This window comes from Photobacterium sp. S4TG1, assembly GCF_036040035.1.
Taxonomy (GTDB): domain Bacteria; phylum Pseudomonadota; class Gammaproteobacteria; order Enterobacterales; family Vibrionaceae; genus Photobacterium.
This window is the reverse complement of record NZ_JAYXUH010000009.1, coordinates 28,148-43,045: the sequence shown is the minus strand read 5'-3', so window position 1 is coordinate 43,045 and position 14,898 is coordinate 28,148. Positions and strand designations below refer to the sequence as shown.

Annotated in this window: 15 protein-coding genes; all 15 read right to left on the bottom strand. The window is 37.7% G+C overall.

All coding sequences use genetic code 11. The features are described from left to right. Positions 1-10 precede the first annotated feature (10 nt). On the bottom strand, positions 11-1,480 hold the full coding sequence (rng, locus tag VXS03_RS11955) for a ribonuclease G (RefSeq protein WP_080158356.1): 1,470 nt from the start codon (positions 1,478-1,480) through the stop codon (positions 11-13). 12 nt (positions 1,481-1,492) lie between these two features. After that, positions 1,493-2,065, bottom strand: coding sequence for a Maf family protein (locus VXS03_RS11950; protein ID WP_327763957.1), 573 nt, complete (start codon positions 2,063-2,065; stop codon positions 1,493-1,495). Between the two features lie 149 nt (positions 2,066-2,214). Further along, positions 2,215-2,703 (bottom strand): rod shape-determining protein MreD, encoded by a 489-nt coding sequence (gene mreD, locus VXS03_RS11945; RefSeq protein ID WP_327763956.1) that lies wholly within the window; start codon positions 2,701-2,703, stop codon positions 2,215-2,217. Further along, complete coding sequence (mreC, locus tag VXS03_RS11940; RefSeq protein WP_327763954.1) at positions 2,690-3,676, bottom strand: rod shape-determining protein MreC; 987 nt, start codon at positions 3,674-3,676, stop codon at positions 2,690-2,692. Before mreC ends, mreD begins: the two co-directional genes overlap by 14 nt. 40 nt (positions 3,677-3,716) lie before the next feature. Continuing rightward, positions 3,717-4,760 carry a rod shape-determining protein MreB gene (gene mreB / locus VXS03_RS11935; protein ID WP_036793121.1) on the bottom strand — a complete coding sequence of 348 codons (1,044 nt, stop codon included), beginning with the start codon at positions 4,758-4,760 and terminating at the stop codon, positions 3,717-3,719. Positions 4,761-4,991: 231 nt separating this feature from the next. Next, positions 4,992-9,008, bottom strand: coding sequence for a DUF6701 domain-containing protein (locus VXS03_RS11930; RefSeq protein WP_327763953.1), 4,017 nt, complete (start codon positions 9,006-9,008; stop codon positions 4,992-4,994). Further along, a complete protein-coding gene (locus tag VXS03_RS11925) occupies positions 8,987-9,421 on the bottom strand; it encodes an MshP protein (RefSeq protein ID WP_327763952.1) in 435 nt (144 codons plus the stop codon). The genes VXS03_RS11930 and VXS03_RS11925 overlap by 22 nt, the downstream gene beginning before the upstream one ends. Beyond that, positions 9,411-10,157, bottom strand: coding sequence for a PilW family protein (locus tag VXS03_RS11920; RefSeq protein WP_327763951.1), 747 nt, complete (start codon positions 10,155-10,157; stop codon positions 9,411-9,413). The genes VXS03_RS11925 and VXS03_RS11920 overlap by 11 nt, the downstream gene beginning before the upstream one ends. Further along, the gene (locus VXS03_RS11915) at positions 10,157-10,807 is read right to left on the bottom strand and encodes a type IV pilus modification PilV family protein (protein ID WP_327763950.1); all 651 of its coding nucleotides are present in this window, start codon (positions 10,805-10,807) and stop codon (positions 10,157-10,159) included. The genes VXS03_RS11920 and VXS03_RS11915 overlap by 1 nt, the downstream gene beginning before the upstream one ends. Further along, on the bottom strand, positions 10,804-11,292 hold the full coding sequence (locus VXS03_RS11910) for a type II secretion system protein (RefSeq protein WP_327763949.1): 489 nt from the start codon (positions 11,290-11,292) through the stop codon (positions 10,804-10,806). Before VXS03_RS11910 ends, VXS03_RS11915 begins: the two co-directional genes overlap by 4 nt. A 103-nt stretch (positions 11,293-11,395) precedes the next feature. Next, on the bottom strand, positions 11,396-11,878 hold the full coding sequence (locus VXS03_RS11905) for a type II secretion system protein (RefSeq protein ID WP_327763948.1): 483 nt from the start codon (positions 11,876-11,878) through the stop codon (positions 11,396-11,398). Between the two features lie 72 nt (positions 11,879-11,950). Continuing rightward, positions 11,951-12,448 carry a type II secretion system protein gene (locus VXS03_RS11900; RefSeq protein ID WP_327763947.1) on the bottom strand — a complete coding sequence of 166 codons (498 nt, stop codon included), beginning with the start codon at positions 12,446-12,448 and terminating at the stop codon, positions 11,951-11,953. Between the two features lies 1 nt (position 12,449). Next, entirely contained in the window at positions 12,450-13,100 is a 651-nt protein-coding gene (locus VXS03_RS11895) for a type II secretion system protein (RefSeq protein ID WP_327763946.1), read from the bottom strand. A gap of 124 nt (positions 13,101-13,224) precedes the next feature. After that, the gene (locus tag VXS03_RS11890; protein WP_327763945.1) at positions 13,225-13,674 is read right to left on the bottom strand and encodes a hypothetical protein; all 450 of its coding nucleotides are present in this window, start codon (positions 13,672-13,674) and stop codon (positions 13,225-13,227) included. Continuing rightward, positions 13,667-14,887 carry a type II secretion system F family protein gene (locus VXS03_RS11885; protein ID WP_327763944.1) on the bottom strand — a complete coding sequence of 407 codons (1,221 nt, stop codon included), beginning with the start codon at positions 14,885-14,887 and terminating at the stop codon, positions 13,667-13,669. Before VXS03_RS11885 ends, VXS03_RS11890 begins: the two co-directional genes overlap by 8 nt. Positions 14,888-14,898 lie beyond the last annotated feature (11 nt).

Sequence of the window (14,898 nt, the reverse complement as noted above, 5' to 3'; positions counted from 1 at the left end):
TCATTGAGAACTACATCATTACTACATCAAACTGCTCTTGAGTATAAAGCGGCTCTGGTTTGATTTTTACTTGTTTTCCAATAAACACTTCTAATTCCGCTAGTGCATGATATTCATCACCCGCTAAAGCATCACCCACCGCTGATGACACATAAACCACGAATCGATCTGCATCATAGGCACGATTAACACGGGTGATTTCACGTAAAATTTCGTAGCACACACTCTCCACAGTTTTCACTGTACCGCGACCTTCACAAGACGGGCAAGTATTGCATAGTACATGCTCAATGCTTTCGCGGGTACGCTTACGGGTCATTTCAACTAACCCTAACTGTGTAAAGCCATTAATATTGGTTTTAACACGGTCAAATGATAGAGCTTGTTCCAACGCTTGTAATACACGACGCTGGTGCTCTTCTAATGCCATATCAATAAAGTCGATAATAATAATACCACCTAAATTACGTAATCGTAATTGGCGAGCAATAGCTTTCGTCGCCTCGATATTGGTATTAAAAATGGTTTCATCCAGATTACGACGGCCAACAAATGCTCCGGTATTGATATCAATGGTGGTCATGGCCTCCGTCTGATCAATGATCAAATAGCCACCGGATTTCATTTCTACTTTACGATCAAGTGAACGCTGAATTTCAGCTTCTGTATCATAAAGATCAAAAATAGGCTGATCCCCTGAATAATATTCAATGTTTTCGGTAACTTCAGGCACAAACTCATCAGTGAACTCTTTAAGTTTATCAAACGCTACTCGTGAATCGACCTGAATATGATTAATTTCAGTACCGACAAAATCACGTAAAATACGCTGCGCTAATCCAAGCTCACCATATAACATTGAACGTGGCTTGTATTTCGCTCGACGCTCAATGACCTTACGCCATAAATGCTTAAGGAATGCCGCATCTTGAGCAACTTCATCAGGATCTGCACCTTCAGCGGCGGTACGAATAATAAAGCCCCCAAGATGATCACAGTGCTGTGATACCGCTTTTTTCAATCGATCACGTTCTTTTTCACACGCAATTCGTTGTGATACACCAACATGACTTGCGCCAGGCATAAACACTAAATAACGCGATGGCAGTGTGATATCGGTCGTTAAACGCGCCCCTTTAGTACCTAAAGGATCTTTAACCACTTGTACTACGATATCTTGGCCTTGACGAACCAATTCTGAAATATCACGCACTTTAAATTGTTTTTTTTCATTCTCCGCCACACATTCCGTGTGAGGAACAATATCTGATGCATGTAAAAACGCCGCTTTATCTAAACCGATATCAACAAATGCAGCCTGCATTCCCGGTAAAACGCGACTAACACGCCCTTTGTAAATATTGCCGACGATGCCTCGCTTTGATTCACGTTCAATGTGAATCTCTTGCAAAACACCCCCTTCAATCATTGCGACACGTGTTTCACTCGGCGTCACATTTATTAGCAGCTCAGTGCCCATGGTTGCCTCTACTTATAATTTTAAAAAATCTTGTACCATGATGTCGGTTTCCACTAACGGTAACCCCATCACAGCGTAATAGCTGCCGTCGATACGGGTAATAAATTTGCCACCTATGCCCTGAATACCATAGCTTCCAGCTTTGTCTTGCGGTTCACCACTTTGCCAGTATTTTTTAATATCGTTATCAGACAAAGTTTTAAACCACACTTGCGTAGTTACTAAACATGTTTGGCTATGCGATGGTGTCGCTAAGGTGACAGCTGTCATGACTTGATGTTGCCGTCCTGATAATAACCTCAGCATACGCGCAGCATCCTCAAAATCGACAGGTTTTTCTAGAATTTGTTGATCTACTACAACAATAGTATCAGCCCCCAGCACTGGAATGTCATTATTCGCAGCTTTTACGCCAGCAAAAGCTTTATCACGAGATAAACGTTGAACATATTGGGCTGCGGTTTCGTGTGCTTGATGACATTCTTCAACATCTACCACTACCCGTTCAAAGTGATAACCAAGTTGGGTTAAAAGCTCCATTCGACGCGGCGAACCAGAGGCAAGATAAAGTTGAATAGAAGTCATAATTATCCTTTGTTAAATAATACGCTGTTAAGCAATATATTGTTGCATACTCGTTTATTTAATTAATTAATTATTTATTTAAAAATAATGTTGAAGCCAAAAGAGCAAAGGGGAATACCGACTGGCTCCCCCTATAATGTTAATCGTTATTAGCGAATCGCAAATTTACGTCGAATTCGGCGTAATAATAAAAACAGCCATGGCCATAATATAAAGTTTAATAACACGGCCAAAAACTGCTGCGGATAAAAACTAATATTTGAGACTAAATATTCAGCCCAAAATTCGATTAATTTAGCAGCCAGCGATAATAACGCTATCACAATTGCCTGCTGCCATAATGACAAATTACGCAATACTCTAAAATTAAGCGCAATAATATAAGCAATCACCGACAACATTAGCCCACGAACACCTAATGTTGAGCCTAAGGTTAAATCCCATAATAGACCGACAACTAAGGCTGTGCCGACATTGACTCGATGAGGTAACGCTAATACCCAATAACATGTTACAAGTACCACCCACGACGGTCGAAATGGTTCTAACTCTCCCGGCCACGGTACGGCTTGTAGCACTAACGCAAACAGAAATGACAGCCAAATCCAAATTCGACCATGTGCTTTATTCGTTGGCATTGTTCACCTTCCTTGGCGCTGGTACCGCAGGGTCCGTTGGATTAACGGTTGGAGCGGTCAGTGTCACAGGATCTGTTGCGGTAACAGGCGTCACTGCGGTTGTTATTGGTGCACCTTTGGCAGTAACGGCAGTTTGATCATTAATTTTTGTGCGATCAGTTGGCCATACCAACAAAAGATAACGCAAGCGATCAAACTGTACTGTTGTCTTTGCCGTAATCTGTGCAAACGGGCGTTTATTATCAAAGGTAAATGATGTCACTCGCGCCACAGGGTACCCTTCAGGATAACGTCCACCAAGACCTGAACTGACCAGTAAATCACCCTTTTTAATATCGGTACTACTTGGTACATGTTCTAATAAAATCTGATGGTTACGTCCACCACCAGTCGCAATAACACGAATATCATTACGCACTACCTGCACTGGAATTGCATTGGTAGGATCAATGAGCAATAACACGCGACTATTGTGCGCGCCAACATAAGACACTTGCCCAACAATACCTTTATCATTGATCACCGGTTGACCTTCATAAACGCCATCAACACGCCCTTTATTTATCATCACTTGATAACTATAAGGATCTGAGTCAACCGCCATTACTTCAGCCACCATTTTACGTTCATCACGCACAAATGGAGAGCCCAATAAATCTCTTAAACGCTGGTTTTCTTGCTGTAATTGATCGAGTAATAACACATTACTTTTCATGACTAATAAATCACGTTTTAATGCTTTATTTTCTGTCAACAGTCGTTGATGAGAACTGAATTGCCCACGCACAAGATCGAGCATTTCACGTGGTAAATTTGCCGCATATTGCAGCGGTGCAACCGCCGAATTCAATAAATAACGAATATTGGCAAAAGCACCAAGACGACTATCGGCTAGCATTAAGCTAGCCGATAATAATATGGCAAGAAACAGGCGTAATTGCAGAGATGGGCCTCTACCAAATATAGGTTTCATATAACACTATAACCTGTTTAATTAGGATCCTATGATGGTTTTATTCTTCGCTGAAGAGATCGCCACCATGCATATCGATCATTTCAAGCGCTTTACCGCCCCCACGTGCTACACACGTTAATGGATCTTCCGCCACAACAACAGGAATACCTGTTTCTTCAGTGAGTAGACGATCAAGATCGCGCAATAATGCACCGCCACCGGTTAATACCATACCACGTTCTGAAATATCAGACGCTAATTCTGGTGGACATTGCTCAAGTGCAACCATAACCGCAGACACTATTCCTGTTAATGGCTCTTGCAATGCTTCTAATATTTCATTGGAATTCAATGTAAAGCTACGTGGAACACCTTCCGCAAGGTTGCGACCACGCACTTCAATCTCACGAACTTCATCACCAGGATAAGCCGATCCGATCTCATGCTTAATACGCTCAGCCGTTGCTTCACCAATCAAGCTACCGTAGTTACGACGAACATAGTTAATAATCGCTTCATCAAAGCGATCACCACCAATACGAACAGATGATGAATACACCACACCGTTTAATGAAATAACCGCAACTTCAGTGGTACCACCACCGATATCGATCACCATTGAGCCCGTTGCTTCTGATACCGGCATACCTGCGCCGATTGCCGCGGCCATTGGTTCATCAATAAGGTAAACTTCACGCGCACCTGCACCTTGTGCTGATTCACGAATAGCACGACGCTCAACCTGAGTAGAGCCACAAGGTACAGCAACCAATACGCGAGGACTTGGACGCAAAAAGCTATTGTCATGCACTTGTTTAATAAAGTGTTGTAACATTTTTTCAGTTACATAAAAATCGGCAATAACGCCATCTTTCATTGGACGAATCGCGGCAATATTACCTGGCGTACGACCAAGCATTAATTTGGCATCATGGCCAACTGCAGCAACACTTTTGGTTGCCCCCGCGCGATCTTGACGAATAGCCACTACAGAGGGTTCATCAAGAACAATTCCTTGTCCTTTGACATAAATAAGGGTGTTGGCAGTGCCCAAGTCAATAGACAAGTCATTGGAAAACATGCCACGAAGCTTCTTAAACATAGTCTTCAGCTATTCCTGCAAGCGTTAAAAAATCGTAAATTGCGCTCAATGTATCAAGTGCTCCTTAGTGAAACAAGATATGGATCGCTAAACCGCGCCTAGACCCGCAATTTATTTACTCAATGGGTTGATTGAGACCGTTTTCAATCGATATTTAAAAATATGACAATCAACCTTAATCTCATAACTTAAATCTATTCTAAATATCTACTCTCATATTACAACATACGATTACTGATAATTCTGATAAGGAATAGAAAGGCCGTTATCATTAGCTTCACCGCGATAAATAATCCGATTGTTACCGTGATAAACCCCAAAAGTTACCGTTGCGGATGGATCTTCATCACCTAATCCGCGCCAGTTATAACTTAACCAGGGTTGATTTGATGCATTACCATTACAAATAATTGGCGGCGTATTTTTTATTTGCTTAGGCGTTGTTGATGCCGATAATCGCTGCCAAAACCGAATTTGCTGTTTAAAATTACCATCAGGATTAGCAACTAACTGCTTAAGGAATGACTGACCCGCATTAACAGTGCCAACACCAGACGTCGTTGGGTTATTGGGTGTATGAGGCGCAGGTTCTTGTATTAATATTTGACGGCAATAGTTATCACCATTAAATGTTGACATTGAATCATCAGCATTGGTGATAAATTCCGAACCATCCCAATATTGAACTCGAAGTGGAATGGTTAATGTTTGATTTAGATCACCAGCAGCATCATCTAAAACCATACGGCCATAGCGACTATGGATCAAACCTGTAATTTCGGCAGCACGTTGTTTAATAGTATCCGTCAAATGTTTTTTCCAAAACCAAAGATTATGATCTTTATTTGCTTGAAAAGTAGGACATCCATCGAAAGGACATTTTTCTAAAGGAAGAGCATGAATACCTAACGCAATGTCATAAGGTCCATCGGCTATTGTTGTTTTAGTCTTAATATTTTTTCGCTTAAAGGTTAAAGGTTCAGAACTAACAGACAAAGTAGCATTATTCCAATTCTTCTCCCAATCAACGGACAAATTAGATTGATCTAATCTTGAAGTTAACCAAGCATTAGAAACTTGATTTCTTGCCAATATTTCCATCGATTGTTTAAGCTTCTCATTAAATAATCCATAATTTGTTGTTGGCTGATTATCTTTATTTTGAGCTTCAATAGTAAAAGATGTTGTAAATGGTTGCCCCATATAAGTAAATGGTGATAATTCATTATAAGCATTTCTAACATCCCCATTCACCATCATAAAATGATCTGGATAAAAACGCCCCATATGACGACGACTTGGATTGACCACCATTCCCAAATAATTATTTAAATTTGCTTTTATCCATAAACTGCCCACCTCTGACCATGAATTATTAGCAATCAACAAGCCACTTAATTTATGTTGAGTGTTATTCGTTTGAGGTTGGCTAGAAAATTGACCTAGTTGACCTTTTTTCGGTGAATCTAAACCATCTTCAGATAGTATGACGCCATCATTTAAAGATGGAGCCCCTGTAGCAAAAAAGTTCTGAGTTACAGGACGATTACAATATGTCTGCTTAGATACATCGACCATTGCACTTTCTGAATCAGAATCGTCGATTTGCCAAATTAAAGGTTTAGCGACAATATCAAACGGTTTGCCTGCTGCTGTAAAATCCTCAGTATTAGGATCATCACTATTACCATCAGCTGTACGCAATTTATCTTCATGAAAAGTAACAGGACATATAGCAAACGTCCACGGGCGAGATTTAATAATACTTTTCCCTTGTAACCCAGACCAATTTTGTTCCCAATCACTACATGAAGAATTTCGTTGAGAACATTGCTGAGGCCTCCATTTAGGATCAAACACCGAAAAATCTAGAGAACCCGCATCTGAGTATTTCAATGTTAAATGAGAAATACCCTCCTGAAATAACAGATTTTGACTAAGTTTTTTATTAGGAATAAGTGTATCAGCATTAATACTCAATGGTTGATAAAGGTGTTTCGGCATTAAGCCCTGCATATTAGAAAACGTAAGCTGTGCGTTACCTTGATAATCTTTAATCACTGTACATTGAGCACCACTGGAAGCTACCGCTTCGATAGTTACCGTCTTAGGTTTACCTGCAATAAGTTCAATATCTTTTAAGCCATTAATTCGAAAACCATACGGTGCAAATCTATATGGACCTCCAGTGGCCGTAACGGTTTTATCTTCGGCTAAATTTGCATTTATATTCACATTACCATTGTGAACACTCTGCATATATAACTGTATATGGCCACCAGAAATAGGGATCGCAGCAGTATCAGTAAAACAATAACCATCATTAGTCGTCGACCAACAGATTCCATCTTGCTGTTTTATTGTTAGATTACCAACAAAATCAGTATTAACCTTTCCATTATCATGATAAACATAAAAATCAATAGGAATACGCTCACAAGTTAATCCGTAACTAACTTGAGGTGTAATTATTAATTTATTTTTTTCTACTGGCGGTATAGGCGGATTAATACATGCGTTTTTTGAATTTATTATTGCTGATGAGTACAATTTAATATCTTCTGCTGTAACAGCGCCTGTTAAAATTGTTCTACCATGAATATAAACATCATCTAACGAGTAAATAAATGCATTAATATTTAGCTCTTTATGTCCATAAAAATCAATATCTCCCCGTGAATAAATTAATAAATCACTAGATTCACCATTAGCATTAATTGAAACATTATTAGTTTCTATTCTATTTGAGAATATTCTAACTGAACTATTAGGTTGTATTTCAACTTTTACTCCAGAGTCCATATTTAATGAATTAAAATAATAATCTCCAGATGATAAATATATCGTACCACTATATACAAAAACATTACCGTAAGTACCAGGATATAAATGGTTATACGAACCATAATATTCTTGATTTGATTGTATATTTGGAATATTAATATCAAGCTCATCTGTTGGTTCATATGGAGAGGTAATTTCACATTTCCATTCTGTGTTTCCATAACGACAATTATCTTGTCGACCACTTCCTTGATGATTTATATCATCAAAATTCAAAGTGAAATATGGATATTCACCATAGATAGTAGAATTTTCACTTAGCCATATTTCTCCATCATCATCATTGGAAGAAACTGTTGATGGGAAATACTTACAAAGTTCATTTATTGGCGGTTCTTCTTTTTTATAATCGATAGCCACATAGCCAATAACTTCACCCTGATGATCTCTATTTGAATCAGTATCCATATCTTCATCAATCGCAAAACTGGCTTTATTATTTTGAGCTTTACATAAACGAACCCAACCGCCATCAGGACCTCTTCGAGCATCTTTATTTGCAAAAATATAGGGTATAGAGTTAAATGGGGGCTTAAAATCAACATAATTACCACAGCCACTGGTAATTGGATCTGGTGTTGATAATGTGTTTTTTGTTTGTTGAATACCAAATAATATTCGTAAATTTTGATATGAGAAATCACCATAACCAGCTAAAAATCCAATTTTTTCATCCATTATTGGTATTTTTATATGTTCTTCATCCTTATATCCATCTATCTCAGATTTTTCCAACGATAACTGAAACTTGTTTTTTTTAACATTGTTTACAGTTGTAGTTAACCACATGTTATTATTATCAGTCTGCTTTTGATGTAATACTCCTGGAGTATACCTTAACTTAACACTACTATCTTTAATATATCTATTTAAATTAATGTTCACCCATTTATTATAATTTGACGTACCTTTAGGAACCCTAAATTTATATTGAAAATAATTAGTACTAATACGACTTGCTATAACATAACTATTATTTGGTAATTGATAAGTTCCTTCTTCCACTACTAAGTAGTTAATCAATTTCATTGGTTTAGGTATAACACTTGAAGGTCTTTTATTATCTGGAGCCATAACCTGCTGAAAAGAAACACTTGAAGTTGTAACTTTTTTTATTATTAATGCTGATGGTTGATCTTGTTCATCATTAAAGTTAACTGTGTTCATTAAAAACACGACAGGAACAGTATTAAACGTTTTATTAAACTTAATCGTACATGTATTTTTAATGCAATAAAATGAATCGTTATTATGATTAGCTAAAACATTATATCGACCAACATTCATTGAATTGATAAATTTTTGTGTATCATAAGTGTTCTGTGCAAAAGAGCACATTGAATAAAATAATAAACTAAAAAAAATTATAATTATTCTAATATTCATTTTAACCCCTTCGCCCATACTTCTTGTATCCGTGTCATGGTAACTTTTCCACTACCGCATGTTGCAGTACTTATTAATTTATATTCATTGGTTTTATTTATAATCGTAGCCACACAATTCATAGTCACAATTTTGCACCCTTGTTGAAGTGGTGGCATCACCGTTTTTATTTCAACAAAAGAATAATCTTTACAAGCCATTGGTTTACTTATTAATGGGTCCCCCAATGGAAATATCTTAGTTAATAGCACTTCATTAGCAGAATAAGCACTAAACCATGCACGAGTGCCAAGGACTTCTTTGGTGGTTATAGTTTGGCTTGAAGCGCCTATTTTAGTCATTGCGATAGCCATTAACCCCATTACAACAATCACGAACAATACTATCATTAAGCCACTGCCGCGCTGTTTAGTATAACGATTACAATACATTTAACACCTGCACACTGTGATTATAATTCGCAATTTCATTGGTCTTTGGATCGCTAAATTTAATACCAATTAATGCTATCGCACTACTATTTAATCCGGCGGCTTGTACTTTTGGCATAAATTCAACAATATTGGTCGCCATTAACACCCCATCACTATTATTTACTTTACGCACAATAGTATTACCAAGCTGACAATAACTAATTTGATCGTGATATAAATAGAGTCGCTTACCGGGTGATGACGTTATAATCGGTGAAGATAATGTCAATTGAAATAAATTACCAGCTTGATTGTTATCATTTGTTTTTGCTGCACTAATACTATCAACAGTTATCGTATTATTCTGATATTGTTCAGCAGAAGCAAACCCCACCGCAACATGCCAACTATTGTGATCCCAAATAGCTTTATTCTCAAAATCAAATGCTGAGATATTTAATTCATCACTGTTATTAGGCAATTCAGCATAATAAACTGCAGAACTAACAATGGGATAAAAACGGATACAACGATCTTCAGTTACTAAACTATTAGGTGCTGCATGGCGGATCTCTTTAGTCATTCGCGCCACTAAAAAACGGGCTTGCGACTGTAATCGTTCACGATCTATCGTATTGGTATAACCTTTCACACCCAACGCAATATAACTACCGATACCAATCATAATGATCGACAGTACCACCATTGCGATCACCATCTCTAATAAGGTAAAACCTTTGTTGTGGTTACGCATTAATAATTCCCTTTATAGGCAATGTAATTATATTTTCCATAACGCCCGGCATTAACGGTAACAATGATTTTTTTAAACCGAGGTTCAGGTAGTGTTTGTTTGTTTAATGCAACAAGATCAAGGCGATCATATTCAACATTAATTACCGCAAAAATATGTTTATATTTAGCATTATCAGAACTAGGGATAAGAGCCATTAATGTATTTGGATATTTACTCCGATCAATAGTATGAAGATCTTTATATCCCTGACACTGTTCTTTTGTCCCCCAGCAACCAATAAAATCATCAACATCATTTGAATATTGTGGTTGTGATTTCTCAAGCTGAGTATCCGGCCCTAATGTCGCAGGTTTAGGATGAGGTCCTGTTGCCGAACAATAAATAAATTCACCTTGTTTATCATTCTCACCGCAACGATAAACACTATCACCATTAGGATCGGAATTTTGATCAAACTGACGCGCCAGCACTTGATTAAGTATCGCTTCACCCATCGCCACCGAGCGAGCTTGATAATAAGGGATCGCCGAGCGTTCAACTTGAGGAAACAAAAAGCTGATCAAGGTGATCATTGCAATAGCCAATAAAACAATGGTGATGATCCCCTCAATAAGGGTAAAACCTTTTGCTTTACGATAAAAATTCACTGTGAACACGCCTCATCGGTTTTCTTATAAATATAGCCTTGGCTATTAATACAAATACTGGCAGTTTGCTTATTTTTAGCCGTTATTGTAATTGTACAGCCGGATGCACAACTAAGCGCAGCCGTTGGTGACTGACTGACTGTCGGTTGCCCTAGTAAATTAAAAAATAACGACGAGGATCTACGATTCAAGGGTTGTATTGAGAAAGTAGTGTGCGTTTGTTGATAGCGCAAGCTGTTATTAGCATCTTGACGGTTAGCGTCACACACACCAAGACAATTTGATTCAACCGTTAGTGGTTGACTATCACCGTTCATAGCTGAAATTTGAAGCTGACGAATGAGTGATATTGCTTGATCGCGGGTGATCTGCGCATCAAATTCACTTCGCCCTGAAAAACGCGCAGCAGCCGTGCCACTGAGGATCCCAATAAGGATGATCACCATGATAAGTTCAATAAGGGAGAAACCTTGTTGTGACTTCACTTCGCCGCCTAATTATTGATATGTTTGTTTAATTTATCAGGTTTAACCAAAAAAGGCGCAGCCAAGTGACTACGCCTTTATATCTAACACATGATGCTAGAGATTATTTACAAGGAACAACTGTTACAGCAGGTGCTGCACCAGATTCTGCCGCTGCATAATTCACATAACAGCTATCAGTTATAGATGAATTAGCAAAAGTAAAATTAATACCACTCTTTGGTGTACCTGTTGCTGTAATCTCTTTCCACTCTTTAGCGTCTTCAAGACCATTAACAGCTAACTTAATACCACTAGATGTCGCAGCAGGATAACCATTAATTAAATCAACACCAGTTGTATTAGCAGTCTTCGCATTAGTAGTACTATTTTTAATATCAGGACTTGCTTCAACACCATCAATTGCAGCTTTACCGTAAACAATACCTGCCGCACCCTGAATTGCGCCTTTCAGACCTTGTAGTGATGCATTACGCGCATCAACTTGTAGGTTCATGAACTTAGGTGCAGCAGTTACAGCTAGAATACCTAGAATAACGATTACGACTACCAGTTCAATTAGGGTGAAACCTTGTTGTTTTTTCATTTTCTTTTCTCTTTCAATGTATTTAACAACGAGAGGAATAATTCCCTCTCGTTATAAGATCAAACGATAGTATTAATCTTTACAAGCACCAGCATCTAAAATCACAGATGCTGCTTGAGATGGGCTTGTTGCTGCGTTATAAGTTAAGAAACAATTTTTTGGTGGTATAGTATCACTAGCATAATTTTTAAAAGTAAATTGGATTTTTGTACCGTTATCAGAACTATCTTTCACAACAACAAAATCTGTATCAGATGTGTTTTCACCTAGTCCTTCAACCGCTTTTACAATGCCATCTTTAGATGCGGTAGGGTAACCAAATTTAGTTGCAACAGTACCAGTGCCCGCACTTACAGCACCACTAGGCGATGATTCAATTCCAGCAATCGCTGCTTTACCGTAAACAATGCCTGCTGCACCTTGAATAGCACCTTTTAGACCTTGTAGTGACGCATTACGTGCATCGCCTTGCAGGTTCATAAATTTAGGTGCAGCTGTTACTGCTAAAATACCCAAAATAACAATCACAACCACTAATTCAATTAATGTAAAACCTTGTTGACGCTTCATTCTATTTCTCTCTTTGTTTTTGTTGTAAATCAACTTCAACGCGACCTAATGTCGGTTTATAGGTAAACGAATGTCCGGCTAATGGATTAACATCACCCGCACTGTTTTTACTTGCCGACGCTAATTGATAATAGCGACATTGTTTTGCTTCAGTAATAATCCCTTGAGGGTTAATACCATTAATATCTTTAATTTTTACATTTTCAACAGTGACATAAAATAATGCTTTACCATCAGCAACTGTATTTTTTGATGTTGTTGCTAATGGCGGATTTTGCATTAACTCTTCTAACAAATCTAAGCAATCGTTAGCAGTTATATCAAGCACATCAACAGTGTTACTGCTATTTAATGCAAAAGGATAACCCATACGAATGTTTTTTTGTTGATCAACATTGGTTAACTTAAATTCAGTACCATCATAATTAACAATATTATTATTGCTATGATCGACTGGACGACCATACGCTTCCCATTGCGCTCGAGCAGAAACGACTGCAGTCGCAAATCCACCCGCCATTGCTTCAATGGCTGATTTTTTTGCAGCATCGGTAATATTCATAAATCGAGGTAATGCAGTTGCCGCTAATATTCCTAAAATGATAATCACAACGACAAGTTCTATTAATGAAAAGCCATTATGTTTTTTCATTTTGAATCCTTTTTAAATCACTTATTCTCTAAATGACTGAAATCGATTGTCCGTTAATATCTTATTACAATATATCAACAAACGACTTCAGACTTGTTCTTCCTTGCTATATAAAACAACAACATTAAGCTTTGATGCATATTTTGCCATCAATATAAAAAATTGCCAATGCTTTATTATTGATCATATATGTACAATGATTAATACCAGTCAATTTACCATTTATAAAGTATAAGGATTCATTATTGGTTATATAATTAATATTATTAGTTAGTAATTGCCATAACTTATTACAATCAAGTTGATTATCAATATTTACTATTGGCCATCCTAATAACGTATATTGAAAATCAATTCCACCTATACGATCATACGCTGGTTTATTATTTATTTCCCATTGCTGTTTTAAGTTTACAGCACCTTGATAAAGATTATTTTTTGTTAATATCAGCTGAGTATCTTCTGCTTTATTCTCAATTTGCTGCCATTTATATAACAGCACACTAATAAGTAATAATATTACCGCAGCCCAAGCCATATTTTTTAAACGTACTTCAGATTTAAATTTATCCATGTTGGGCGACATCAAGCATGCCCCACATAGGTAGAAATATACCTAATGCAAGCATCAATACAATACCCGCAACCACAACTAACATGATCGGTTCAATTCTCGCAGTTAATGTTTGTAAATCATACTCAACTTCGCGATCATAAAATTCCGCAGCTTCTAATAACAAATCATCTACTTGACCCGTTTCTTCACCAACAGCAATCATCTGCAACACTAAAGGTGTAAAAACCTCTGATTGTCGAGCCATATGAGCAATACTACTACCACCTTCTATTCCCGTTTTCATATCAATTAAACGTTTTTCTAAAAAAGCATTGCCTAACGATTCGGCAGACATTTGAATTGCACTATTTAGCGGGACACCAGCACGAAGCATTAATGCAAAGGTCCGTGAAAAACGCGCCATTTGAGCACGATTAACTATTGATCCGGTGATCGGCATTCTTAACCGCCAATAATCCCACTTCTCTTTGCCTTTTTCTGTATTACGCCATAAACGGATCGCAAACCATACTGCTATCGCGCCCAGTGTCATCGCTAACCAATAATGAACAAAGAAATTAGAGGTGCCAATTAAAATGCGTGTAGGCAGAGGCAACTCAACCCCAAAGCGTGAGAACATTGAAGCAAATTGTGGAATCACTTTAGTATTCAAAATGCCCATCGCAATAACAATCGACATCATAACAAAAGTTGGATAACGCATCGCAGAAGAAATTTGACGACGCGTTTTCATCTCTTGCTCATAATAATTTGCCAATTGCAGCAAAATATCATCTAACCGTCCAGTATTCTCACCGACATGGATCATTGAGATAAATAGTCGAGAAAAAACTCTAGGATGTTGTTGCATGGATGTAGATAACGCTCGGCCATTGGTCAAGTCCAACGTCACTGTCGCTAATGTTTCTTTTAATAATTTATGGGTCGTACTTTGCGATAAACCATTAAATGCGCGCAACAAAGGTACACCCGCCTTGGTTAAGCTATATAACTGTCGACAAAAAATCACCAACACTTCAAGGGGGAGCTGTGATTGAAATAATGCCATTAAATCAAATGATTTAGATGATACTTTTATTTCTTGAATATCTAGCGGAATCACGCCTTGACGTAATAATAAATCAGCAGCACTATTTTGACTAGATGCTTCAATCGTACCACGCTTAAGCTGACCGCTATCGGTTCGCCCTCGGTAACTAAATACAGCCATTATTTAGCCTC

Excerpts from the sequence above, each read along its gene's own strand:
- rng (WP_080158356.1), bottom strand. The coding sequence starts at position 1,480 with ATGGGCACTGAGCTGCTAATAAATGTGACGCCGAGTGAAACACGTGTC.
- VXS03_RS11950 (WP_327763957.1), bottom strand. The coding sequence starts at position 2,065 with ATGACTTCTATTCAACTTTATCTTGCCTCTGGTTCGCCGCGTCGAATG.
- mreD (WP_327763956.1), bottom strand. The coding sequence starts at position 2,703 with ATGCCAACGAATAAAGCACATGGTCGAATTTGGATTTGGCTGTCATTT.
- mreC (WP_327763954.1), bottom strand. The coding sequence starts at position 3,676 with ATGAAACCTATATTTGGTAGAGGCCCATCTCTGCAATTACGCCTGTTT.
- mreB (WP_036793121.1), bottom strand. The coding sequence starts at position 4,760 with ATGTTTAAGAAGCTTCGTGGCATGTTTTCCAATGACTTGTCTATTGAC.
- VXS03_RS11930 (WP_327763953.1), bottom strand. The coding sequence starts at position 9,008 with ATGGGCGAAGGGGTTAAAATGAATATTAGAATAATTATAATTTTTTTT.
- VXS03_RS11925 (WP_327763952.1), bottom strand. The coding sequence starts at position 9,421 with ATGTATTGTAATCGTTATACTAAACAGCGCGGCAGTGGCTTAATGATA.
- VXS03_RS11920 (WP_327763951.1), bottom strand. The coding sequence starts at position 10,157 with ATGCGTAACCACAACAAAGGTTTTACCTTATTAGAGATGGTGATCGCA.
- VXS03_RS11905 (WP_327763948.1), bottom strand. The coding sequence starts at position 11,878 with ATGAAAAAACAACAAGGTTTCACCCTAATTGAACTGGTAGTCGTAATC.
- VXS03_RS11900 (WP_327763947.1), bottom strand. The coding sequence starts at position 12,448 with ATGAAGCGTCAACAAGGTTTTACATTAATTGAATTAGTGGTTGTGATT.
- VXS03_RS11895 (WP_327763946.1), bottom strand. The coding sequence starts at position 13,100 with ATGAAAAAACATAATGGCTTTTCATTAATAGAACTTGTCGTTGTGATT.
- VXS03_RS11890 (WP_327763945.1), bottom strand. The coding sequence starts at position 13,674 with ATGGATAAATTTAAATCTGAAGTACGTTTAAAAAATATGGCTTGGGCT.
- VXS03_RS11885 (WP_327763944.1), bottom strand. The coding sequence starts at position 14,887 with ATGGCTGTATTTAGTTACCGAGGGCGAACCGATAGCGGTCAGCTTAAG.